The sequence below is a fragment of the Bradyrhizobium sp. USDA 3240 genome, assembly GCF_054063295.1.
In genome coordinates this window covers 1,294,672-1,316,100 of record NZ_JBSSGD010000002.1, presented here as the reverse complement: position 1 = coordinate 1,316,100, position 21,429 = coordinate 1,294,672, and the positions used below count along the sequence as shown (strand labels likewise).

The 21,429-nt window shown below is 64.3% G+C and carries 18 protein-coding genes and 1 pseudogene; 15 read left to right on the top strand and 4 right to left on the bottom strand.

Features of this window, described 5'->3' with window-relative positions; genetic code table 11:
* Positions 1–191: 191 nt before the first annotated feature.
* The 3 genes from ACVIGA_RS06965 to fcl all read left to right on the top strand — a co-directional run bounded on the left by ACVIGA_RS06965 (position 192) and on the right by fcl (position 3,046).
* Positions 192–866 (top strand): Crp/Fnr family transcriptional regulator, encoded by a 675-nt coding sequence (locus ACVIGA_RS06965; protein ID WP_223969213.1) that lies wholly within the window; start codon positions 192–194, stop codon positions 864–866.
* A gap of 142 nt (positions 867–1,008) precedes the next feature.
* Positions 1,009–2,109, top strand: a complete 1,101-nt coding sequence (gene gmd, locus ACVIGA_RS06960) for a GDP-mannose 4,6-dehydratase (protein WP_456665794.1) — start codon at positions 1,009–1,011, stop codon at positions 2,107–2,109.
* On the top strand, positions 2,090–3,046 hold the full coding sequence (gene fcl / locus ACVIGA_RS06955) for a GDP-L-fucose synthase (protein ID WP_456665793.1): 957 nt from the start codon (positions 2,090–2,092) through the stop codon (positions 3,044–3,046). Before gmd ends, fcl begins: the two co-directional genes overlap by 20 nt.
* Positions 3,047–3,055: 9 nt before the next feature.
* On the opposite strand, the gene ACVIGA_RS06950 is transcribed toward fcl, so the two are convergent.
* The gene (locus ACVIGA_RS06950; RefSeq protein ID WP_456665792.1) at positions 3,056–3,898 is read right to left on the bottom strand and encodes a uroporphyrinogen-III synthase; all 843 of its coding nucleotides are present in this window, start codon (positions 3,896–3,898) and stop codon (positions 3,056–3,058) included.
* A 135-nt stretch (positions 3,899–4,033) separates the two neighbouring features.
* On the opposite strand from ACVIGA_RS06950, the gene purU reads away from it, so the two are divergent.
* A complete protein-coding gene (gene purU / locus ACVIGA_RS06945; protein ID WP_456665791.1) occupies positions 4,034–4,897 on the top strand; it encodes a formyltetrahydrofolate deformylase in 864 nt (287 codons plus the stop codon).
* 61 nt (positions 4,898–4,958) lie between these two features.
* Positions 4,959–5,744, top strand: a complete 786-nt coding sequence (locus ACVIGA_RS06940) for a metallophosphoesterase (protein WP_456665790.1) — start codon at positions 4,959–4,961, stop codon at positions 5,742–5,744.
* A gap of 4 nt (positions 5,745–5,748) precedes the next feature.
* On the opposite strand, the gene ACVIGA_RS06935 is transcribed toward ACVIGA_RS06940, so the two are convergent.
* A complete protein-coding gene (locus ACVIGA_RS06935) occupies positions 5,749–6,021 on the bottom strand; it encodes a hypothetical protein (protein ID WP_456665789.1) in 273 nt (90 codons plus the stop codon).
* 374 nt (positions 6,022–6,395) lie between these two features.
* On the opposite strand from ACVIGA_RS06935, the gene ACVIGA_RS06930 reads away from it, so the two are divergent.
* The 7 genes from ACVIGA_RS06930 (at position 6,396) to ACVIGA_RS06900 (ending at position 14,024) form a co-directional block, all read left to right on the top strand.
* Positions 6,396–7,577, top strand: a complete 1,182-nt coding sequence (locus tag ACVIGA_RS06930; protein WP_456665788.1) for an ABC transporter substrate-binding protein — start codon at positions 6,396–6,398, stop codon at positions 7,575–7,577.
* Between the two features lie 103 nt (positions 7,578–7,680).
* Positions 7,681–8,550 (top strand): branched-chain amino acid ABC transporter permease, encoded by an 870-nt coding sequence (locus tag ACVIGA_RS06925; RefSeq protein ID WP_456665787.1) that lies wholly within the window; start codon positions 7,681–7,683, stop codon positions 8,548–8,550.
* A gap of 7 nt (positions 8,551–8,557) precedes the next feature.
* Positions 8,558–9,589, top strand: coding sequence for a branched-chain amino acid ABC transporter permease (locus tag ACVIGA_RS06920; protein WP_456665786.1), 1,032 nt, complete (start codon positions 8,558–8,560; stop codon positions 9,587–9,589).
* The gene (locus ACVIGA_RS06915; RefSeq protein WP_456665785.1) at positions 9,586–10,338 is read left to right on the top strand and encodes an ABC transporter ATP-binding protein; all 753 of its coding nucleotides are present in this window, start codon (positions 9,586–9,588) and stop codon (positions 10,336–10,338) included. The genes ACVIGA_RS06920 and ACVIGA_RS06915 overlap by 4 nt, the downstream gene beginning before the upstream one ends.
* A complete protein-coding gene (locus tag ACVIGA_RS06910; RefSeq protein ID WP_456665784.1) occupies positions 10,331–11,047 on the top strand; it encodes an ABC transporter ATP-binding protein in 717 nt (238 codons plus the stop codon). Before ACVIGA_RS06915 ends, ACVIGA_RS06910 begins: the two co-directional genes overlap by 8 nt.
* Positions 11,048–11,066: 19 nt before the next feature.
* The gene (locus ACVIGA_RS06905) at positions 11,067–12,185 is read left to right on the top strand and encodes a cobalamin-independent methionine synthase II family protein (protein ID WP_456665783.1); all 1,119 of its coding nucleotides are present in this window, start codon (positions 11,067–11,069) and stop codon (positions 12,183–12,185) included.
* Positions 12,186–12,443: 258 nt separating this feature from the next.
* Positions 12,444–14,024 (top strand): serine hydrolase, encoded by a 1,581-nt coding sequence (locus tag ACVIGA_RS06900; RefSeq protein WP_456665782.1) that lies wholly within the window; start codon positions 12,444–12,446, stop codon positions 14,022–14,024.
* A gap of 202 nt (positions 14,025–14,226) precedes the next feature.
* On the opposite strand, the gene ACVIGA_RS06895 is transcribed toward ACVIGA_RS06900, so the two are convergent.
* A complete protein-coding gene (locus ACVIGA_RS06895; protein ID WP_456665781.1) occupies positions 14,227–15,951 on the bottom strand; it encodes a caspase family protein in 1,725 nt (574 codons plus the stop codon).
* A gap of 184 nt (positions 15,952–16,135) precedes the next feature.
* Here ACVIGA_RS06895 and ACVIGA_RS06890 point away from each other — a divergent pair, with 184 nt between their 5' ends.
* From ACVIGA_RS06890 to ahcY, 3 genes are all read left to right on the top strand, one after another.
* Positions 16,136–17,491 (top strand): hypothetical protein, encoded by a 1,356-nt coding sequence (locus ACVIGA_RS06890; protein ID WP_092115496.1) that lies wholly within the window; start codon positions 16,136–16,138, stop codon positions 17,489–17,491.
* A gap of 60 nt (positions 17,492–17,551) precedes the next feature.
* Positions 17,552–18,748, top strand: a complete 1,197-nt coding sequence (metK, locus tag ACVIGA_RS06885; protein WP_223969238.1) for a methionine adenosyltransferase — start codon at positions 17,552–17,554, stop codon at positions 18,746–18,748.
* 126 nt (positions 18,749–18,874) lie between these two features.
* A complete protein-coding gene (gene ahcY, locus ACVIGA_RS06880) occupies positions 18,875–20,302 on the top strand; it encodes an adenosylhomocysteinase (RefSeq protein WP_456665780.1) in 1,428 nt (475 codons plus the stop codon).
* A gap of 110 nt (positions 20,303–20,412) precedes the next feature.
* Here the strand turns inward: ahcY and ACVIGA_RS06875 are convergent.
* A pseudogene (locus ACVIGA_RS06875) lies at positions 20,413–21,402 on the bottom strand (IS30 family transposase); the annotation flags it as partial.
* Positions 21,403–21,429: the final 27 nt, after the last annotated feature.

Below are 21,429 nucleotides of genomic sequence, written 5' to 3'. Positions count from 1 at the left end.
ACGCGGCGTTACGCGAGGTGGCTCTGAATACGAGAAAGCGATAGGTTGAATTGTCATGTGCCCGACAATTGGTCAGGAATTTTCGTTGGCATTCCAGGAAGCGGGTTCCTGGCTTCGCGCACGGCGTTGCTGCGGTGCAATATCGTGCCAGTATCTTAGTCAGTGTCTTGGGGTGGGATGCCGTCGCTAGAATGATTGCTGCTGATTACCTGAAGCGCATCGCGGCCTGGTCGCGCGAGCTGAGCGAGCAAGAGATCGAAATCGCGCGCGCCGGCATTTCCGAGAAGGCCTACCGCGCCAACGAATTCATCTTCATGCGCGGCGACAATTTCCAGTACTGGACCGGCATCGTCACCGGGCTGGCGCGGATGGGCATCGTCTCGCGCGGCGGCAAGGCGGCGAGCTTCGCGGGCCTTACCGCCGGCGCCTGGTTCGGCGAGGGCACCGTGCTCAAGAACGAGCTGCGGCGCTACGACGTGGTCGCGCTGCGCGACACGCGGCTGGCGATGATGGACCGCCGGACCTTCGTCTGGCTGTTCGAGAACAGCGTCGGCTTCAACCGCTTCCTGGTGGGACAGCTCAACGAGCGGCTCGGCCAGTTCATCGCGCTGCTCGAATACGGCCGCACGCTGGACGCCACTGCGCGGCTGGCGCGCTCGATCGCCTCGCTGTTCAATCCGATTCTCTACCCCGAGCTCACCTTGCACCTGGAGATCACCCAGGAGGAGATCGGGGCGCTGTCGGGTATCTCGCGGCAGAACGCCAACCAGTGCCTGAAACGGCTCGAGCGCGAGGGCCTGCTGCGGCTCGAATATGGCGGGGTGACGATCATCGAGCTCGACCGGCTGCGCCACTACGGGGAGTGACCGGGGCCAGTTCGCACCTGGCTATTTCGCGATGCTCTAAAGTGCTGATTTCAAACGATTATGCCATTAGACTCAAAGCAGGCCGGATGCTACAGACCGGCCTCGTCGGGACCGCGCGGTTTTCGCGCTCTCTGGAGATGACATGGCGGTTAAGGATTCGGCGGCTCAGGACTCAAAGCGGCGCGTTGCGCTGATCACCGGGATCACCGGGCAGGACGGCGCGTACCTCGCCGAATATCTGCTCGGCCTCGGCTATACCGTGCACGGCATCAAGCGCCGATCGTCCTCGTTCAACACCGCGCGGGTCGACCATCTCTACCAGGATCCGCACGCCGGCAACGTGCCGTTCCTGATGCACTACGGCGACATGACCGATTCGACCAATCTGATCCGGCTGGTACAGCAGATCCGGCCGACCGAGATCTACAACCTCGCCGCCCAGAGCCACGTCCAGGTCAGTTTCGAGAGCCCAGAATACACCGCCAACGCCGACGCCATCGGCGTGCTGCGCCTGCTGGAGGCGATCCGCATCCTCGGCATGGAAAAGGAGACCCGGTTCTACCAGGCCTCGACCTCAGAGCTCTACGGCCTCGTGCAGGAGGTGCCGCAGAAGGAGACCACGCCGTTCTATCCGCGCTCGCCCTATGGCGTCGCCAAGCTCTACGGCTACTGGATCACGGTGAACTACCGTGAGGCCTACGGCATGTTCGCCAGCAACGGCATCCTGTTCAACCATGAGAGCCCGATCCGCGGCGAGACCTTCGTGACGCGCAAGATCACCCGCGCCGTCGCCCGCATCGAGGTCGGCCTGGAGAACAAGCTCTTTCTCGGCAATCTCGATGCCAAGCGCGACTGGGGCCACGCCCGCGACTATGTCGAGGGCATGCACAAGATCCTGCAGGTGGACGAGCCCGGCGACTTCGTGCTCGCGACCGGCGAGACGCGCTCGGTTCGCGAATTCGTCGAGCTGGCATTTGCGGAAGTCGGCCGCAGCGTCGAATGGCGCGGCAAGGGCGTCGAGGAGATCGGCGTCGACAAGGCGACCGGCAACACCCTGGTGCAGATCGACCCGGTCTATTTCCGTCCGACCGAGGTCGATCTTCTGATCGGCGACGCCAGCAAGGCGCGCGCCAAGCTCGGCTGGGCACCGAAGACGCCGTTCGCGCAGCTGGTGAAGGAAATGGTCGCCAGTGATCTCGTCGAGGCCAGGCAGGATGCGGCCAATGGCAAGCACGGCGTTTGAACTGAAGGGCAAGACGGTCTTCGTCGCCGGCCATCGCGGCATGGTCGGCTCGGCGCTGATGCGCCGGCTGGCGCGCGAAGGGGCCGAGCTGCTGACGGTGTCGCGCGGCGAGGTTGATCTGCGCGACCAGGCCGCGGTGAATGCCTGGTTTGCCGCGAAGCGGCCGCAAGCCGTGTTCCTCGCTGCCGCCAAGGTCGGCGGCATCGTCGCCAACAACACGCTGCGGGCCGAATTCCTGTACGACAATCTGGCGATCTCGAGCAATTTGATCCAGGCGGCTCATGCTAATGGGTGCGAGAAGCTGATGTTCTTCGGCTCGTCCTGCATCTATCCGCGGCTGGCGCCGCAGCCGTTGCGCGAGGATTCGATGCTGACCGGCCCGCTGGAGCCGACCAACGAGCCCTATGCCATCGCCAAGATCGCGGGCATCAAAATGGCCGAGGCCTATCGCAGCCAATACGGCGCTGATTTCATCAGCGTGATGCCGACCAATCTCTACGGTCCCGGCGACAATTATCATCCCGAATACAGTCACGTCGTCGCCGCGCTGATCCGCCGTTTCCACGAGGCCAAGGTCTCCGGTGCCGGCAGTGTCGTGGTGTGGGGCACCGGCACCCCGCGCCGCGAATTCCTCTATGTCGACGACCTCGCCGACGCCTGCATCCATCTGATGAAGACCTATTCCTCACCGGAGCTGGTCAATATCGGCACCGGCGAGGACATCACCATTGCCGAATTCGCCCGCGTGGTCGCTGCTACCGTCGGCTATCGCGGTGAGATCAGTTTCGACACCTCGCGCCCCGACGGCACACCGCGCAAGCTGCTCGACGTCAGCCGGCTCGCAAAGCTCGGCTGGCGTGCCACAACCTCGCTCGAGGATGGCATCAAGCTCGCCTACCAGGCCTATCTGAACAAGACCAAGCAGGCTGCGGAGTAGCGCCGAGCGTTACTTCGCCGTCGCGCGCGGCGGAGCCTTCGACAGCGCCGTCGCCATCGCCGAGATCAGCGGTTTCATGAAGAACGCATCGTTCGCCGGGTAGATGTCGGTGCGCAAGCCGTAGGTCTTCAATTCGTCCGACACCACCGGTCCGACGGAGGCGATCGGGGTCTGCTGCAGGCCCTCGCGCAATTGCGCCTCGCATTTGTGCGCCTGCGCCACCTCGAGCAGGCGGCGAACCTGGCCGGAACTCGTGAGCGCGATGGCGTCGATGCGGCCCCGCGCCATCTCCTCGATCGCGGTGACGATGTTGGCGTCGGCGGCTTGCGCGTCGTAGACATAAGGCAGCACCGTATCGACTTCGGCGCCCTGTGCCTTGATCGCGCCGATCAGGGTGGCGTGATCCTTGTCCGGATAGAGCTGCAGGCCGAGCCGATGGCCGCTCAGGTCGAGCTTCGACAGCATCTCGGCGACGCCTTCCGAGGTCGGCTTCTCCGTGGTCATTTGCGGCTCTAGGGCGATCTCGCGCAGCGCGCGGCCGGGCTTGGGGCCGCGGGCAAATTTGCGCGTCTTGCCGAGGCTCGTGACAAACTCCGGCTCGACCCCGATCCGGCGCACCACCTTCATCAGCCGGCGCAGGCCCTCGCCGGTCATCAGCACGAGGTCGTCGAGCGGCCGCTCGATGGCGCGGCGAATCCAGGCCTCGATCGGCGACGGGTCCGGCGCGTCGTGGATGGTGAACATCGGGCATTGCAGCACGTCGGCGCCCTGTTCGGCGAGCAGGCGGGAAAACTGCGCCTCCTCGCGCGTCTCGAGGATCAGGATGCGGTAGCCGTTCAGCCGGTCAGCCATGATGGTCCCTAACAAACATTGTCGTCATTTGTTCGATTTGACCCCCGCGCCGGGATTGGCGCAAGGCCGCCTGCGGTGTAGACGAGGGCCGAAAATGACCGTTCCACATATCTGCTCAAGCTTTGGTCAATTGGCATGCCCGACCATCAATTCGTTCTGACCCTGTCCTGTCCGGATCGACCGGGGATCGTCTCTGCGGTCTCGACCTTCCTGGCGCATAATGGGCAGAACATCCTGGACGCCCAGCAATTCGACGACATCGAGACCGGCAAGTTCTTCATGCGCGTGGTGTTCACCGCGGCCGATCTCGCGGTGGAGCTGGCTGCGCTGCAAACCGGCTTTACCGCGATTGCCGAACGCTTCGGCATGGAATGGCAGATGCGCGATCGCGCCAGCCGCCGCCGGGTGATGCTATTGGTGTCCAAGTCCGATCACTGCCTGGTCGACATCCTCTATCGCTGGCGCACCGGCGAGCTCGAGATGATCCCGACCGCCATCGTCTCCAACCATCCGCGCGAGAGCTACGGTTCGCTCGATTTCGGCGATATCCCGTTCCATCATCTGCCGGTGACCAAAGAGACCAAGCGGCAGCAGGAAGACGCGGTGTGGAAGCTCGCCCAGGACACCAACACCGATCTCGTGGTGCTGGCCCGCTACATGCAGATCCTGTCGGACGAGATGTCGGCGCGGCTGTCCGGCCGCTGCATCAACATCCATCATTCCTTCCTGCCGGGCTTCAAGGGCGCCAAGCCCTACCACCAGGCGCATGAGCGCGGCGTCAAGCTGATCGGCGCCACCGCGCATTATGTCACCAGCGATCTCGACGAGGGGCCGATCATCGATCAGGACGTCGAGCGCATCAGCCATCGCGACACGCCCCAGGATCTCGTGCGCAAGGGCCGCGACATCGAGCGCCGCGTGCTGGCGCGGGCAATCCGCTACCATCTCGCCGACCGCGTCATCCTCAACGGGCGCAAGACCGTGGTGTTCGTGGACTGATCCGCCGTTCACCCGATTGTCGTGCTGACGGCCATGGTGTCGCCCTGCATCGAGGTGCTGCATGAAACTCATCCACATGAGCGACATCCATCTGACGGCGCCGGGGCGGACGATCTTCGGCCGTGATCCTCTGCTGAACCTCGAGCGTGCGCTCGACCATGTGCTTGCCGATCATCGCGATGCCGAGCTCATGGTGATCTCGGGTGATCTTTCCGATCTCGGTGACCTCGCCGACTATCAATTGCTGCGCGAGCGCCTGAGTCGGTTTCCGATCCCGACGCTGCTTTGTATCGGCAACCACGACCATCGCGAGACGTTTCTCGGCGTGTTTCCCGAATGCGCCGACGCGGACGGGTTCGCGCAAGGTGCGCACGACGCCTCGTTCGGCCGCTGCCTGCTCCTCGACACCTATGAGCCGCAGACCGCCGCCGGCAGTTTCTGCGAGAGGCGGCAGGCCTGGCTGGAGCGGGAGCTATCGCAGCATGACGGTCCGTTCTTCCTGTTCATGCATCACAATCCGTTCCCGACGCATATCGCCCCGGTCGACCGGATCGGCCTGCTCGACGATGCCGCGTTCCGCTCGATCGTCGCGAAGCACCGGAGCAAGATCCGGCATATCTTCTTCGGTCACTGCCACATGGTGCTGAGTGGTTCGGTTGCCGGTGTCCCCTCGACCTCGCTGCGCGGAACGAACCACGCCAGCTACCCCGTGTTCGCGAAGGTCCTGACCGTCGCCGATCTGCCGGAGTCCTACGGCGTGGCGTTCATCGGCGCGGACTACGTCACCGTGCATATGGTGGAGTTCGGTTACCGCGGCGAAATCCTCAGCGAGGATTCGCCCAGCTAGGCTGTCATTGGGTGGCGTTCTGCGCCGGCGCCTTGGCGCCATCGCCGCGCTCCGCCGCCGGCATCAGGCGCTTGCGTTCCCGCTCCTGCATGAACTTGTCGTATTCGGGGGTGCCCGCCCGCGGCGGCGCGTCCGCGGGCAGACCGCCGGCCCAGGCCGGAATGTAGTCGGCCATGCCGGCCGAGACCTTTTGATTCACGGTGCTGCATCCCCCGAGCGCGCAGGCCGCGAGCGCGAGGGCAGTCAGGACAGGGATGTGGCGTGTGAGGATCGGCATTGGCGGCAGCATACAGCCCTGGTCTTTATGGATGATGATCTCAGGCGCGACCGTTCGGCTGCAATTGTGCTTGTTTGTTGACATTGCTGCTTGATTTGTACGATCGTACAAATGAATTCAGCTGGCGGCCGCCTGAGCGAGCGACATCGGTACTTGTGGGGGCGTTGAGTTTCGGGGGCGGATTCTGGTATCCTGATACTTGTTTCTGCGACTGGGCCAAATCGCGGCGCGCGCGACACACGTCCATCGTCCGATTGACAGAGGACGCGGGGAAACGCCTTGTCGCGTTACGGCTCGGCCGTGACTTGGGCTAGGGTAAGGCAAGGGCCGGGCACTCGGCTCGACGCAGAACAATGGAAGGGGGAGGGATGTCGATGTTCAGTCGTCGCAAAATGTTGCTGTGGGGCGCCGCTTCGGCCGTGCTTCCGGGTCTGTGCGCCAGCGTGCCGGCGTGGGCGGACGACGCCGTCAAGATCGGCCTGATCCTGCCGATGACCGGCGGCCAGGCCTCGACCGGCAAGCAGATCGATAACGCGATCAAGCTCTACATGCAGCAGAAGGGCGACACCGTCGCCGGCAAGAAGATCGAAATCATCCTGAAGGATGACGCCGCGGTGCCCGACAACACCAAGCGGCTCGCGCAGGAACTGATCGTCAACGACAAGGTCAATTTCATCGCCGGCTTCGGCGTGACGCCGGCGGCGCTGGCCGCGGCACCGCTGGCGACGCAGGCCAAGATCCCGGAAGTCGTGATGGCCGCTGGCACTTCGATCATCACCGAGCGCTCGCCCTATATCGTGCGCACCAGCTTCACGCTGGCGCAGTCCTCCACCATCATCGGCGACTGGGCGGTCAAGAACGGCATCAAGAAGGTCGCGACGCTGACCTCCGACTACGCGCCGGGCAATGATGCACTGACCTTCTTCAAGCAGCACTTCACTGCCGGCGGCGGCGAGATCGTGGAAGAGATCAAGGTCCCGCTCGCCAATCCCGACTTCGCGCCGTTCCTGCAGCGCATGAAGGATGCCAAGCCCGACGCGATGTTCGTGTTCGTGCCCGCCGGGCAGGGCGGCAACTTCATGAAGCAATATGCCGAACGCGGGCTCGACAAGAGCGGCATCAAGGTGATCGGCCCCGGCGACGTGATGGACGACGACCTGCTCAACAACATGGGCGATGCCGCGCTTGGCGCGGTGACCGCGCATCTCTACTCGGCAGCGCACCCCTCACAGATGAACAAGGATTTCGTCGCCGCCTACAAGAAGGCATACGGCAACCGTCCGGGCTTCATGGCGGTCAGCGGCTACGACGGCATCCATCTGATCTACGAGGCGCTGAAGAAGACCAATGGTGCGACCGACGGCGACAAGCTGATCGAGGCGATGAAGGGCATGAAGTGGGAGAGCCCGCGCGGCCCGATCTCGATCGATCCGGAAACCCGCGACATCGTCCAGAATATCTACATCCGCAAGGTCGAGAAGGTCGACGGCGAACTCTACAACGTCGAGTTCGCGACCTTCGAGGCCGTCAAGGATTCCGGCAAGACCAAGAAGTGACGCGCGAAAGCTCCGCTCGCTGCACATCATGGCCGGGACGAGCCCGGCCATGACGATCCTGTTGACGTGGTGTCGTTTGCGCCCTCTCGCTTAAGCTGACTTCATGGCCTCAATCCTCACCAATTTGTTCGACGGCGTCGCCTACGGCATGCTGCTGTTCGTGCTGGCCTGCGGGCTTGCGGTGACGCTCGGACTGATGAACTTCGTCAACCTCGCGCATGGCGCCTTCGCCATGGCCGGCGGCTACATCTGCGCCGTGCTGGTCAACAATTCCGGCTGGCCGTTCTTCGCAGCGCTGCCGCTCGCCTTTGTCGGGAGTGCCGCGATCGGCGTCGCGCTGGAGCGCACGCTGTACCGCCATCTCTATAGCCGCAGCCATCTCGACCAGGTGCTGTTCTCGATCGGTTTGGTGTTCATGTCGGTCGCGGCGGTCGACTACATCATGGGATCGTCGCGGGTCTTCATCAAATTGCCGGCGGCGCTGGAAGGGCAGATCGATCTGTTCGGCGTCGGCATCGGACGCTACCGGCTGATGATCGTCGTGATCTGCGGCCTGCTGACGCTGGCGCTGCAGCTCATCCTCGCCAAGACGCGGTTCGGCAGCCGCCTGCGCGCCGCGGTCGACGATCCGCGCGCCGCGATCGGGCTCGGCATCAACGTGCCGCAGGTGTTCGCGTTCACCTTCGCCTTCGGCTGCGGCCTCGCCGGGCTCGGCGGCGCGCTGAGCGCGGAGATCCTCGGGCTCGATCCGTACTTCCCGCTCAAGTTCATGATCTACTTCCTGATCGTCGTCACCGTCGGCGGCTCTTCCTCGATCACGGGGCCATTCCTTGCCTCGCTGCTGCTCGGCATCGCCGACGTCGCCGGCAAATACTACGTGCCCAAGGTCGGCCCCTTCGTGATCTACACTGTCATGATCGTGATCCTGCTCTGGCGCCCGAACGGTCTGTTCGGCCGCACCGCGGCGCGGTGAGGCTGATATGACCGCGCTGTCCGACGTCTCCACTCACGCGATGGCCAGCGCGCGCTGGCGGATCAGCGAGGTCGCCTTCTGGGTGCTGGCGCTCGCCTGCGCCTTCCTGTTCCCGTCGCGCTATCTGATCATGACCGACATCGTGCGGCTCGGCCTGTTCGCGCTGTCGCTCGACCTGATCCTCGGCTACGCCGGCATCGTCTCGCTCGGCCACGCTGCTTTCTTCGGCGTCGGCGCCTATTCGGCCGGCCTGCTGGCGCTGCACGGCATCATCAACGAGCCGGTCATTGCGCTGGTCGCCGCCGGCCTCGTCGCGGCGGTGCTCGGCTTCCTGACCAGCTTCCTCGTCATCCGCGGCGTCGACCTGACCCGGCTGATGGTCACGCTCGGCATCGCGCTGCTGCTGGAAGCGCTCGCCGAACGCTTCTCTGATGTCACCGGCGGCACTGACGGCCTGCAGGGCATCGAGATGCAGCCGATCCTCGGGCTGTTTGCCTTCGACATGTTCGGCAAGACCGGGCTGTTCTACTCGCTGATCGTGCTGTTCATCCTGTTCTTGTTTGCTCGACGCGTGGTGCATTCGCCGTTCGGCCTGTCGCTGCGCGCGATCAGGAACAATCCGCTGCGCGCGGCCGCAATCGGTATACCGGTCAACCGCCGCCTGATCGCGGTCTATACGCTCGCCGCCTTCTATGCCGGAATCGCCGGCGCGCTGTTCACCCAGACCACGGCGCTGGCTTCGCTCGACGTGTTTTCCTTCGAGCGCTCCGCCGATTTGATGCTGGTGCTCGTGATCGGCGGCACCGGCTATCTCTATGGCGGGCTGATCGGCGCGGTCGTGTTCAAGATGCTGCAGGAGCTGTTTCAGAGCATCACCCCGCAATACTGGCTGTTCTGGATCGGCCTCGTGCTGGTCGTGATCGTGATGGTCGGCCGCGCGCGGATCCACCGCTGGGTGCTGTTCGTGCCGAACCTGATCATCCGCCAGTTCGCCGGCCGCAGGGCCGCCGTTGCAATGCCCGAGGGCGACGCGCCATGACCATCGCGCTCGAAACCCGCGGCCTCGAGAAGTCCTTCGGCGGCCTTCGCGTCACCCACGACCTCTCGCTGAAGGTGATGCAGGGCGCCCGCCACGCGCTGATCGGTCCGAACGGCGCCGGCAAGACCACGGTCATCAATCAGCTCACCGGCGTGCTGGCGCCGAACCGCGGACGAATCCTGCTCGAGGGCAGCGACATCACCGGCCTCTCCGTGCACAGGCGGGTGCTGCGCGGGCTGTCGCGCACCTTCCAGATCAACCAGCTCTATGCCGACCTGACTCCGCTCGAGACCATCGGGCTTGCGGTCTCCGAACGGATGGGCCGCGGCGGCGACTGGTGGCGGCGAATGGGAACGCGTAGCGACGTCAATGCCGAGATCGCAGAGATCCTGTCGCGCTTCCATCTGCTCGACGTGATGACCGAGCTCACCTCGACATTGCCCTACGGCAAGCAGCGCCTGCTCGAGATCGCGGTCGCAATCGCCGCCAGGCCGCGGGTGCTGCTGCTCGACGAGCCGGCGGCCGGTGTGCCCGAGAGCGAGCGCCACGATATCCTGGCGGCGGTCGCGGCGCTGCCGCGCGAAGTCACGGTGCTGCTGATCGAGCACGATATGGATCTGGTGTTCTCCTTCGCCGACCGCATCTCGGTGCTGGTCAATGGCGGCCTGCTCACCGAGGGCGCGCCCGACGAGGTCGCGCGCGATCCGCAGGTGAGGGCGGTCTATCTCGGCGAGGCGGCCGATGCCTGACCTGCTCTCCATCAAGGGCTTGCGCGCCGGATATGGCGAGGCGGTGGTGCTGCCCGACATGTCGCTGGCGCTTGCCGAGGGCCAGGTGCTGGCGCTGCTCGGCCGCAACGGCACCGGCAAGACCACGCTGATCAATTCGATCGTCGGCATCGTCAGGCGCCTCAGTGGCAGCATCGCGCTTGCGGGCCACGACATCACGGCGCTGCGGCCCGACCAGCGCGCCCGCGCCGGGATCGGCTGGGTGCCGCAGGAGCGCAACATCTTCCGCTCGCTGACGGTGGAAGAGAACATGACCGCGGTGGCGCAGCCCGGGCCGTGGACGGTCGAGCGGGTGTACGAGATGTTTCCGCGGCTGAAAGAGCGGCGCGGCAATTTCGGCAACCAGCTGTCCGGCGGAGAGCAGCAGATGCTGGCGATCGGCCGCGCGCTGACGTTGAACCCGAAAGTGCTGTTGCTCGACGAGCCGACCGAAGGCCTCGCGCCGATCATCGTTGAGGAATTGTTAAAGGCGATCGGAACCATCACGCGCTCGGGTGGCATCTGCTCGATCATCGTCGAGCAGAATGCACAAAAGATTCTCGGGCTCGCCGACCGCGTTGTGATATTGGAACGCGGGACGATTGTGCACGATGCGGCAAGCAGCGCGCTGAAGGCCGATCCCGCCGTCCTCGAGCGCCATCTCGGCGTCGCCGGGACCAAAAAACACTGACGCCCTCAGGGAGTTCACCATGCAGCGAACCAAGCCACCGTTCCGCGCCGACGAGGTCGGCAGCCTGTTGCGTCCGCCGAAGATCAAGGAAGCGCGCGCCAGGCTGGAGAAGGGCGAGATCTCGGCCGACGAGCTGCGCAAGATCGAGGACATGGAGATCGAGAAGGTCGTGCACAAGCAGGCCTCGGTTGGCCTCAAGCTTGCGACCGACGGCGAGTTCCGCCGGTCCTGGTGGCACTTCGATTTCCTCAGTCATCTGACCGGCTGCGAGCTGTTCCACCCCGACATGGGCATCCAGTTCGCGGGCGTGCAGACCCGGCACGACGCCATCCGGGTGATCGGCAAGCTGGACTTCTCCGACCATCACCCGATGCTCGATCACTTCAGGTTCCTGAAGAAGTACGCCGACCAGGCGCATGTCACCCCGAAGATGACGATCCCGTCGCCGGCGGTGCTGCACTTCCGCGGCGGCCGCAAGCTGATCTCGAAGGAGGTCTATCCCGATCTCGAAGAGTTCTATCAGGACCTCGGCAAGACCTATCGCAAGGCGGTGAAGGCGTTCTACGACGCCGGGTGCCGTTATCTGCAATTCGACGACACGGTGTGGGCCTATCTGTGCTCGCAGGAGGAATTGCAGAAGTCGCGCGACCGCGGCGACAATCCCGATGGCCTGCAGGAGATCTATGCCCGCGTCATCAACTACGCGATCGCCGATCGTCCGTCCGACATGGTGATCACGACGCATGTCTGCCGCGGCAATTTCCGCTCGACCTGGATTTCCTCCGGCGGTTATGAGCCGGTCGCCGAGACCATGCTGGCCGGCACCAATTACGACGGCTATTTCCTCGAATATGACTCCGATCGTGCCGGCGGCTTCGAGCCGCTGCGCTTCCTGCCTAAAGGCAACAAGGTCGTGGTGGTCGGCGTCATCACCTCGAAGTTCGGCGAGCTCGAGAAAAAGGACGACATCAAGCGGCGGCTGGAGGAGGCGGCCAAATTCGCTCCGATCGAGCAGCTCGCAGTGTCCCCGCAATGCGGCTTCGCCTCGACCGAGGAGGGCAACATCCTCTCCGAGGAAGAGCAGTGGGCCAAGCTGCGGCTTGCGGTCGAGGTCGCAAACGAGGTGTGGCGCAAGTAGGTTTCGCTCGCCGTTCCGGGTTCGCAGTTTCGAGGTGCAGGAATGAAGGCGCATACCGCGTCAGCTTGTGCGGCTGGACAGTCGTTCTTGCCGCATGATAGCTTTGGCCTATTGAGGATGATCCAACGATGTTGATCGCTTTCGAGCTTAGCCAGCACTGACGAACGGTTGGCCGGTCGAATGACCGGGTTGCCGTAACGCCGCCGCGCCTCGCTTTGGTGAGGCGCCGTCTGTTGCTGTTGAAGCCGAGAGGCCATCATGCCCCAATCATCCGACGCGTCCAGTGCGCAAATTGCATCCTATATTCCCGAGCTCGATCGTCTCGCCGCCGACGTCATGGCCGACTGGAAGGTGCCGGGCGCCGCGCTCGCCGTGGTGCAGGACGACAAGGTCTTGCTCACACGCGCCTACGGCCAGCGCGATGTCGAGGCGAATTTGCCGGTTACGCCGGCGACGCAGTTCGCGATCTGCTCGATCACCAAATCCTTCACCGCCACTGCGATCGCGCTGCTGCACGATGAGGGGCGGCTCGATTGGGCCAAACCGGTACGCGACTATATCCCCGAGTTTCGTCTCAGCGATCCGGTGGCGACAGAGCGCGTCACCGTGCTCGATCTGTTGTGTCATCATACCGGGGTGCCACGCCATGACTGGGTGCACGAGCCCGGCGATCTCGCGCCGGCCGACATGCTCGGCCTGATGCAGCATCTGGAACTGAGCCGCGATATCCGGAGCGCATTTCAATACAACAACCTCTGCTACAACGTTGCGGGCTTACTGATCGAGCGCCTGAGCGGGCAGAGCTATGAGGCGTTCGTCCGCACGCGCCTGACCGATCGGCTCCGCATGAACGTCGGCTTCAATCTTGATGATCTCGAATGCTCGCCGGAGCCGGCGCGGCCGTACATGATGCATGAGGACACGCGGCTGCCCGCGTTCCGTCTGCCGATCACGACCATCGCGTCCGGCGCGATGACCACCTCGGTCGCGGATTTCGCGAATTGGATGCGGCTGCATCTCGGTCAGGGCGCGTTCGACGGTGAGCGCATATTGCCGGCAGCGCTGATCGGTGAGCTGCATGCGCCGCGTGTCTACAATACGTTGCCGGGCTATGCGGAGTTCGGCCAGGCGCATTACGGCCTTGGTTTCCAGTGCAACAGCTACCGCGGCGACCGACTGGTCGAGCACGGCGGCGGCTGGATTGGCTGGAATACGCAGATGACGCTGCTACCGGATTTCGGCATCGGCATTGCCGTCTTCACCAATCGCAGTCCGAACCAGGTGCCATGGACGCTCACCTTGCAGATCATCGACCGGCTGCGCGGCCGCGAGCCGATCGAATGGCGCGAGCGTTTCCGGAAGCGGCGTGTCGAAGCCCTTGAGCAGATCCAGGTCGACAAGGGCATGCGGGAGAAGGGCCGCCGCGCCAACACACACCCGGCGCACGAACTTGCGGCCTACGCCGGCGATTATGAACACCCTGCTTACGGCGTGATGTCGATTAGGGAGCTGGAGGGCATCCTGCATTGGTCCTGGCGCGGCCTGTTTGCGGCTCTGGTGCACCGGCACTTTGAGACGTTCGAAACGCCCGAGGTGCCGGACCGCTATGTGCCGGACTCGCTTCCGATCACGTTCCTGACCAATCGCGACGGCAACGTAGTCAGCCTTTCGGCGCCGCTCGAACCGGCAGTCGCTGATATCGTGTTCGTGCGCCTGGCGGCCGGCGACTGCACCGACGTCGCGTTCCGCACGCGCTGTGTCGGCAGCTTCAAGTGGGGCGCGATCACGCACCGCGTCGCGCTGGATAGCGAGGGGGTGCTCGAATTGAAGTCCGACTAACAGCCGGCCTATCGCCTCGCGCCGGAGCAAGGCAGGAGGTTTCGCATTGCCGGGCAGGCCGGCTTCGTCGAGTTTTGCGGTGATGAGGCGATCATCGACGAGATGATCGTTTACCAGCCGGGTGGCACATTCGTGGCGCGGCGAACGGACGAGTAGGTGCCTCGTCGCCGACGCGCCCCGATGGTATTTCTCGCGCACGCCATCACTGCTCCGCCAGATAGACCTCCCCGAGCAGCGAGGAGTTCGACCACGGCACCTGCTTGCCCTTGGTCGCGGCGACGACTTCGGCGCGAACCCGCGTCAGCATCTGCTGCACTTCGAGGCCGGGCGTGCCGACATGGCGGGACAACGCCGCCGAGAACGGGCTGTTGGCGCCTTCGCCGTCGAGCGCGACCTGGCCCGGCGCGGTCGCGAACGCGATCAGCGTGCCGGCGCCGAGCGTCGAGCCTGATCCGAGCGAGGCGGGCGCGGCAAGGCCTGAGCCGGCTTCGATGCCGCGGCTCGGCCCTGCGGATGCCACCTGCGGCGCCATCGGATTGTTGCGGCACGCATCGAGGATCAAAATGTTGGTACGGATCTGATCGTCGAGGCCGGCCATGATGGTGTCCATGTCGACCATGGCGTCGGTCATACGGGCTCCCGCCTTGAACGCGATATCGAGCGGCACGAGGTAGTTGCGGCCGTCGACCTGCACGCCGTGACCGGCGTAATAGACCACGGCGATCTGCGACCGCGCCGCCTCGCGCAGGAAGTCATGGATCGTCTTCTGCATCGTGTCGCGATCGAGATCGAGACCCTCGGAGACGGTGAAGCCGATGTCGCGCAGGCTCTTGGCGATGGCACGGGCATCGTTCGGTGGATTGGGCAGCGCCTTCACATGCGCATAGGCGCCGTTGCCGATCACCAGCGCCACGCGCCGGCCGGTGGCCGCGGCCTGCACACGCGCCGCTGGTGCTGCAGGAGCTGCTGCCGCGGGCGGTGCGGGCGCAGGGCTGCTTTCGGCGGCAGGCGCTGCAGCGGTCTTGCGCGGCGCCGCGTCGGCCTCCTTCAGCAGCGCGAGCCGCACCTTGGCGGTGGCTTGGTTGGCCTTGCTGCCGGCGTCGGATGCCACGCCCTCGAGCACTGACGCGTAATCTTCCTTGGCGCGCGCAGCATCGCCGTTCGCCTCATAGGCGAGGCCGCGCTGGGTGTAGGCCGAGATCAGCACGCTGCCGGGCGGCGTCATGATGTTGACCGGCGCTTTCGCCTTCGCGAGCCGGATCGCTTCCGTCGTGTCCGCAATCGCGCGCGCGATGTCACCCTTGGCGCGCCAGATTACGGCGCGGCTGATCAGCGGCTGCGGCAGCGACGGATCGATCCTGACCGCCTCGTTGATGTCGGCGAGCGCGCCGTCGAGATCGCCGAGCGCCTGCTTCGAGGCGCCCCGGTTCTGATAGGAGAACGCCGATTTCGGGCCGGCATTGATCGCGGCATCGTAGTCGGCGATCGCCTTGGCGTAGTCGCCCTTGCCGCGATAGGCATTGCCGCGGTTGTGAAAGATGATGCCGCCCGGCGGCCCCATGCGCAGCGCGTCGTTGAAGTCGGCAATCGCGATGTCGTACTCGCCCTTGTCGTAATAGGCCGAGCCGCGCAGATTGTAGACGGGGGTGCTGGGCTTCAGATGCAGCGCCTCGGTGGCGTCAGCGATCACCTGCGCGTAGTTGCCCTTCTTGTTCCAGCCCACTGCGCGCCAGAAATAGATCGTCGCAAGCTTCTCGCCGGAAAACACCTTCAACGCGATGATCTTGGTGCAGGCGTCGATCATCTGGTCGGCCGGCGTGGTGTCGGTCGTGCAGAGTGGGCCGAGCTGGGAGCGCGCCTGCGCGAAGCAGGGTGCCGACCACAGGATGGCCGTGAGCAGGCAGGGGATCAGGAGCAGGCGGCGCATTGGTCATCCAGGGGTAGGGCCATCACGGTGGTCGGCGGCGGCGAGGCGGTCCAGGAGGCTATCCATGACTGTTTGGTGATCGGTCGTGGAGGGGGTTCAACTGGTGGGAAAATGGTGATAAGACCTCGCCGCACACTATCTCTGCCCACTTTTGTCCCACCGGCCGCTGCCCACTCCAGGCACCATGAAGAACGACGAAATCCTCAGTCAGATCACGGATTTCTGCCGTCACTCCGACATGGCGGAGACGACGTTCGGCCGCCGTGCCGTCAACGACGGCAAGCTGGTGCACCGGCTGCGCGAGGGCAAGCGCATCACCATCGATACGCTCGACCGCATCAATGCGTTCATCGCGACCTCGACGCCGGGCGGAGTCGCGCCGCCGCGCGGCCTCGTGGTGCCGCCGGAAAAGCGCGATCCGAGGGGCAATTTCCGCTTTTTCGAGAACCGCCAGCGCTATCTGCTGTTTGTCCACACCTGCAGCGAGAAGCGGGTGATCGCCGACCGGGTTGCGCTGGAACTGGCCGCGATCCACCCGCGGCCGCCGGCGCTGCGGGTGTTCGATGCCGGGATGGGCGACGGCACCGTACTGGCGAGGGTCCTGCGTGCCATGCATGGCCGCTTCCCACATATGCCGTTCTATGTCGCCGGCAAGGAACTGAGCCTGGAGGACGTCCGCCTCACCCTCGACAAGGTCCCCGACCGCCTGTTCGAGCACCCGGCGAGCGTCTTCGTGTTCACCAACATGTATTACGCCGAGGCGCCCTGGCTGACGCCCAAGAACTCCGCGGCGGCCGCCAGCATGATCTGGCACGAGGTGGCCCTGCGCGGCGCGTCCTCCGGCGAATTCGAGACCCAGATCGCGGAACTCGGTCCCTTCCTGGAGCAGAACTGGCGGGCCAATCTCAGCCCCGGCAATGCGATGCCGATCTATGAGCGGCCGGTAGCGCTGGTGCTGTACCGCGACGATCACCGGTTCCTGCTCGATTCCATCATTCCCCGCGCCGGCCGGACCGAGGCCAATTTCGACCTGGTGATCGCCTCGCAGCCCTATCGCGCCAAATCCTCGGTGAATTTCCGCGCCAAGCGGATCATCGCGCCGCTGGCCCGCGCGCTGCGCGGCGGCGGGCGGCTGATAGGAATCCACTCCCACGGAAGCGATCCTGGACTTGAAATCATTCAAGCCGTCTGGCCCGGAGAAAATCCTTTCGCCGTCAGCCGTCATGAGATACTGCGCGCGGTGAAATACGAGTTGGGCTCGGCCGGCCGCGAGCTGAATTTCAACGCCTACGCCGATAACCGTTCGATCTTCCGATATGATATGGAAGCGCTGCCTAATGAGGTGACCGGCTCGATCGGAACCTCGACCGCCTTCGCCGCCTGGAACGCAGCAGTATATGTCGCGCAGATCGAAGATGAGCGGTTGACTGAAACGACCGAAAACGGACGAGCTCTCGAGGCCACACGCGAGGTTCTCCGTAAACACAACGGGCTGTGGTTTTACGACGAATCCTACGTCATCTCGCGGCGACGAGACTGACATTCCGGGGACATATTCACCAACCAACGTCGGACTTCGACGAAACAAGGGGTTTGCTTGATGCGCGCGTCTTATCTCTTCACCAGCGAGTCGGTCTCGGAAGGCCATCCGGACAAGGTCTGCGATCGCATCTCGGATGAGATCGTCGATCTGTTCTATCGCGAGGGGCCGAAGGCGGGCATCGACCCGTGGCAGATCCGCGCGGCGTGCGAAACGCTCGCGACCACCAACAAGGTGGTGATCGCCGGCGAAACCCGCGGTCCGGCTTCCGTCACCAACGAGCAGATCGAGGGCGTGGTTCGCTCTGCGATCAAGGACATCGGCTACGAGCAGGACGGCTTCCACTGGAACACCTGCGACATCGAGATCCTGCTGCATCCGCAGTCGGCCGATATCGCGCAGGGCGTCGACGCGCTGCAGCCGGGCGAGGTCAAGGAAGAGGGTGCCGGCGACCAGGGCATCATGTTCGGTTACGCCACCAACGAGACGCCGGACCTGATGCCGGCGCCGATCTTCTACGCCCACAAGATCCTGCGGTTGATCTCTGAAGCGCGCCACTCCGGCAAGGAGAAGGTGCTCGGTCCGGACTCCAAGAGCCAGGTCACCGTGCAGTACGAGAACGGCAAGCCGGTCGGCGTTCGCGAGATCGTGGTGTCGCATCAGCATCTGGTCGAGGACCTCTCGTCCAGCCAGATCCGCGACATCGTCGAGCCCTATGTGCGCGAGGCGCTGCCGAAGGAGTGGATCAACGGCAAGACGATCTGGCACATCAATCCGACCGGCAAGTTCTTCATCGGCGGTCCCGATGGCGACTCCGGCCTGACCGGGCGCAAGATCATCGTCGACACCTATGGTGGCGCGGCTCCGCATGGGGGCGGCGCGTTCTCCGGCAAGGATCCGACCAAGGTCGACCGCTCAGCCGCCTACGCCGCGCGCTATGTCGCCAAGAACATCGTTGCGGCCGGTCTCGCCGATCGCTGCACGTTGCAGCTCGCCTACGCGATCGGCGTGGCGCGTCCGCTGTCGATCTACATCGACACCCACGGCACCGGTAAGGTGTCGGAGGATGAGCTCGAGAAGGCGGCAGCCAAGGCGATGGATCTGACGCCGCGCGGTATCCGCACCCATCTCGACCTCAACCGTCCGATCTACGCGCGCACCTCGGCCTACGGCCATTTCGGCCGCACGCCCGACAATGAGGGCGGTTTCTCCTGGGAGAAGACCGATCTCGTCGAGCCGCTGAAGCGCGCGCTCTGACACTTGCGTCATTCCGGGGCGCTCGCGTGAGCGAGCGAACCCGGAATCCCTTTTCATCAATTCGAGATTCCGGGTTCGCCTCTGCGAGGCGCCCCGGAACAATGAGTTCAACAACAGGACGCTCTCATGAACGCCCCCACGAAGCCCGGCTTCACCGACTACATCGTCAAGGACATTGCGCTCGCCGATTTCGGCCGCAAGGAGATCTCGCTGGCCGAGAGCGAGATGCCCGGCCTGATGGCCACCCGCGAGGAGTACGGCCCCAACCAGCCGCTGAAGGGCGCGCGCATTGCGGGTTCGCTGCACATGACGATTCAGACCGCCGTGCTGATCGAGACGCTGGCTGCGCTCGGCGCCGACATCCGCTGGGTCTCCTGCAACATCTATTCGACCCAGGATCACGCCGCGGCCGCGATCGCCGCCGCTGGCATTCCGGTGTTCGCGATCAAGGGCGAGACGCTGACCGAGTACTGGGACTACACCGCCAAGCTGTTCGACTGGCATGGCGGCGGCACGCCCAACATGATCCTCGATGACGGCGGCGACGCCACCATGCTGGTGCATGCTGGCTATCGCGCCGAGCAGGGCGACACCGCCTTCCTCGACAAGCCGACCTCCGAGGAAGAGGAGATCTTCTACGCGCTGGTCAAGCGCCTGCTGGAGGAGAAGCCGAAGGGCTACTTCGCGGAGATCGCCAAGAACATCCAGGGCGTCTCGGAAGAGACCACCACGGGCGTGCATCGCCTGTACGAGATGGCCAACAAGGGCACGCTCTTGTTCCCGGCGATCAACGTCAACGACAGCGTCACCAAGTCGAAGTTCGACAACCTCTATGGCTGCCGTGAATCGCTGGTCGACGGCATCCGTCGCGGCACCGACGTGATGATGTCGGGCAAGCTCGCGATGGTCGCGGGCTTCGGCGACGTCGGCAAGGGCTCGGCTGCCTCGCTGCGCCAGGCCGGCTGCCGCGTCATGGTCTCCGAAATCGATCCGATCTGCGCGCTGCAGGCGATGATGGAAGGCTATGAGGTCGTGACCATGGAAGATGCCGCGCCGCGCGCCGACATCTTCGTGACCGCGACCGGCAACAAGGACATCATCACCATCGAGCACATGCGCGCGATGAAGGATCGCGCCATCGTCTGCAACATCGGCCACTTCGACAACGAGATCCAGGTCGCGACCTTGAAGAACCTGAAGTGGACCAACATCAAGCCGCAGGTCGACGAGATCGAATTCCCCGACAAGCACCGCATCATCCTGCTGTCGGAAGGACGCCTCGTGAACCTCGGCAACGCGATGGGCCACCCGTCGTTCGTGATGTCGGCGTCGTTCACCAACCAGACGCTGGCGCAGATCGAACTCTGGGCCAACAACAAGAGCGGCAAGTACGAGAAGAAGGTCTACGTGCTGCCGAAGACGCTCGACGAGAAGGTTGCCCGCCTGCACCTCGCCAAGGTCGGCGCCAAGCTGACCGAACTCCGCAAAGATCAGGCCGACTACATCGGCGTCAAGCAGGAAGGCCCGTTCAAGTCGGACCACTACCGCTACTGATCTGCGCTGACCGCGATCGATGAAGTGAAGAGCCCCGGCGTCGTCCGGGGCTTTTTGCTGTGCTGACTTGCAGCGGCTCTCTCCATTCGTCGTCCTGGCGAAAGCCAGGAGGTGGATTCACACTCGAAGTGCAACACTTGATCGGCAAAGGACTCCGCAGGCGTGCGGTAGTCAAGGCATTTGCGTGGGGTGTTGTTGTAGGTGGCGATGAACTGGCGGAATCTGGCGGTCGAGAGGGTTACGAGATCCGTTTTGCGAGGGATGAAGCGGCGCATCCTGCCGAAGGCGTTCTCGATACCACCCTTCTGCCAGGGCGCGTGGGGATCGCAGAAGAAGGTCTCGATCGAGAGGCGATGTAGCGCCAAGTGACCGGCAAACTCGGTGCCGTTGTCGAAGGTGACGGTCTGGCGCAGCTCTTGTGGAAGGGCAGCGAAGAAGCGGACGAGATGGCGTGCGACACCGCGCGCAACCTTGCTGGCAAGGCGGATGCCGAGCAGCAGGCGAGAGGTGCGCTCATGCACGGTCAGCACGGCCTGACCGTACTTCGAGAACATCATCAAATCGGCCTCCCAATGCCCGGCGACGCTACGGTCGGCAACCTCAAGGGGCCGATTTGCCAGGGAAACACGGCCTTCGATGAAGCTTGCGGGGCTGCCGCCTCGCTTGCCGCGGAGGCCGCGCTTGCTCTTGGCGCGCGGCAGGTAGCGTCGCCAGTTGAAGTTCGTGGTGCGCCTGAGTTGGCCATAGATGAAGCGGTAGATGGTCTCGTGGGAGATCACCTTGTGCCCGCACTCGCGGGCCAGCCGGCCGGCGATCTGCTCCGGCGACCAACCTCGGCGAAGGCGTTGCAACACCGCGCGGCGCAGGACGGGCTCCCGTTCGAGGCGTCCGCCCGTCCAGCGCCGCGCTCGCATCTGTTGCTGGGCATAATTTGGCTTGTAGCCAGCCTGAACGCTCCGATTACGGCTCAGTTCCCGAGAGATTGTTGATGGCGAGCGATCCAGAGCTGCCGCGATTTGCCGGACCGAGCTGCCATTGGCCGATAGACAGGCAATCTCGCATCGGTCGTCCAGAGAGAGCTGCTTGTAAGTCCGCCCCATGGCAACACCTCCTCAAGGAAGTGTTGC

Bases quoted from the DNA above. Each gene is read 5' to 3' on its own strand.
- ACVIGA_RS06910 (WP_456665784.1), top strand. From the start codon at position 10,331: ATGCCTGACCTGCTCTCCATCAAGGGCTTGCGCGCCGGATATGGCGAG.
- ahcY (WP_456665780.1), top strand. From the start codon at position 18,875: ATGAACGCCCCCACGAAGCCCGGCTTCACCGACTACATCGTCAAGGAC.
- ACVIGA_RS06895 (WP_456665781.1), bottom strand. From the start codon at position 15,951: ATGCGCCGCCTGCTCCTGATCCCCTGCCTGCTCACGGCCATCCTGTGG.
- ACVIGA_RS06915 (WP_456665785.1), top strand. From the start codon at position 9,586: ATGACCATCGCGCTCGAAACCCGCGGCCTCGAGAAGTCCTTCGGCGGC.
- ACVIGA_RS06940 (WP_456665790.1), top strand. From the start codon at position 4,959: ATGAAACTCATCCACATGAGCGACATCCATCTGACGGCGCCGGGGCGG.
- ACVIGA_RS06905 (WP_456665783.1), top strand. From the start codon at position 11,067: ATGCAGCGAACCAAGCCACCGTTCCGCGCCGACGAGGTCGGCAGCCTG.
- ACVIGA_RS06890 (WP_092115496.1), top strand. From the start codon at position 16,136: ATGAAGAACGACGAAATCCTCAGTCAGATCACGGATTTCTGCCGTCAC.
- ACVIGA_RS06920 (WP_456665786.1), top strand. From the start codon at position 8,558: ATGACCGCGCTGTCCGACGTCTCCACTCACGCGATGGCCAGCGCGCGC.
- fcl (WP_456665793.1), top strand. From the start codon at position 2,090: ATGGCAAGCACGGCGTTTGAACTGAAGGGCAAGACGGTCTTCGTCGCC.
- ACVIGA_RS06950 (WP_456665792.1), bottom strand. From the start codon at position 3,898: ATGGCTGACCGGCTGAACGGCTACCGCATCCTGATCCTCGAGACGCGC.
- ACVIGA_RS06965 (WP_223969213.1), top strand. From the start codon at position 192: ATGATTGCTGCTGATTACCTGAAGCGCATCGCGGCCTGGTCGCGCGAG.
- ACVIGA_RS06900 (WP_456665782.1), top strand. From the start codon at position 12,444: ATGCCCCAATCATCCGACGCGTCCAGTGCGCAAATTGCATCCTATATT.
- purU (WP_456665791.1), top strand. From the start codon at position 4,034: ATGCCCGACCATCAATTCGTTCTGACCCTGTCCTGTCCGGATCGACCG.
- ACVIGA_RS06935 (WP_456665789.1), bottom strand. From the start codon at position 6,021: ATGCCGATCCTCACACGCCACATCCCTGTCCTGACTGCCCTCGCGCTC.
- ACVIGA_RS06925 (WP_456665787.1), top strand. From the start codon at position 7,681: ATGGCCTCAATCCTCACCAATTTGTTCGACGGCGTCGCCTACGGCATG.
- ACVIGA_RS06930 (WP_456665788.1), top strand. From the start codon at position 6,396: ATGTTCAGTCGTCGCAAAATGTTGCTGTGGGGCGCCGCTTCGGCCGTG.
- metK (WP_223969238.1), top strand. From the start codon at position 17,552: ATGCGCGCGTCTTATCTCTTCACCAGCGAGTCGGTCTCGGAAGGCCAT.
- gmd (WP_456665794.1), top strand. From the start codon at position 1,009: ATGGCGGTTAAGGATTCGGCGGCTCAGGACTCAAAGCGGCGCGTTGCG.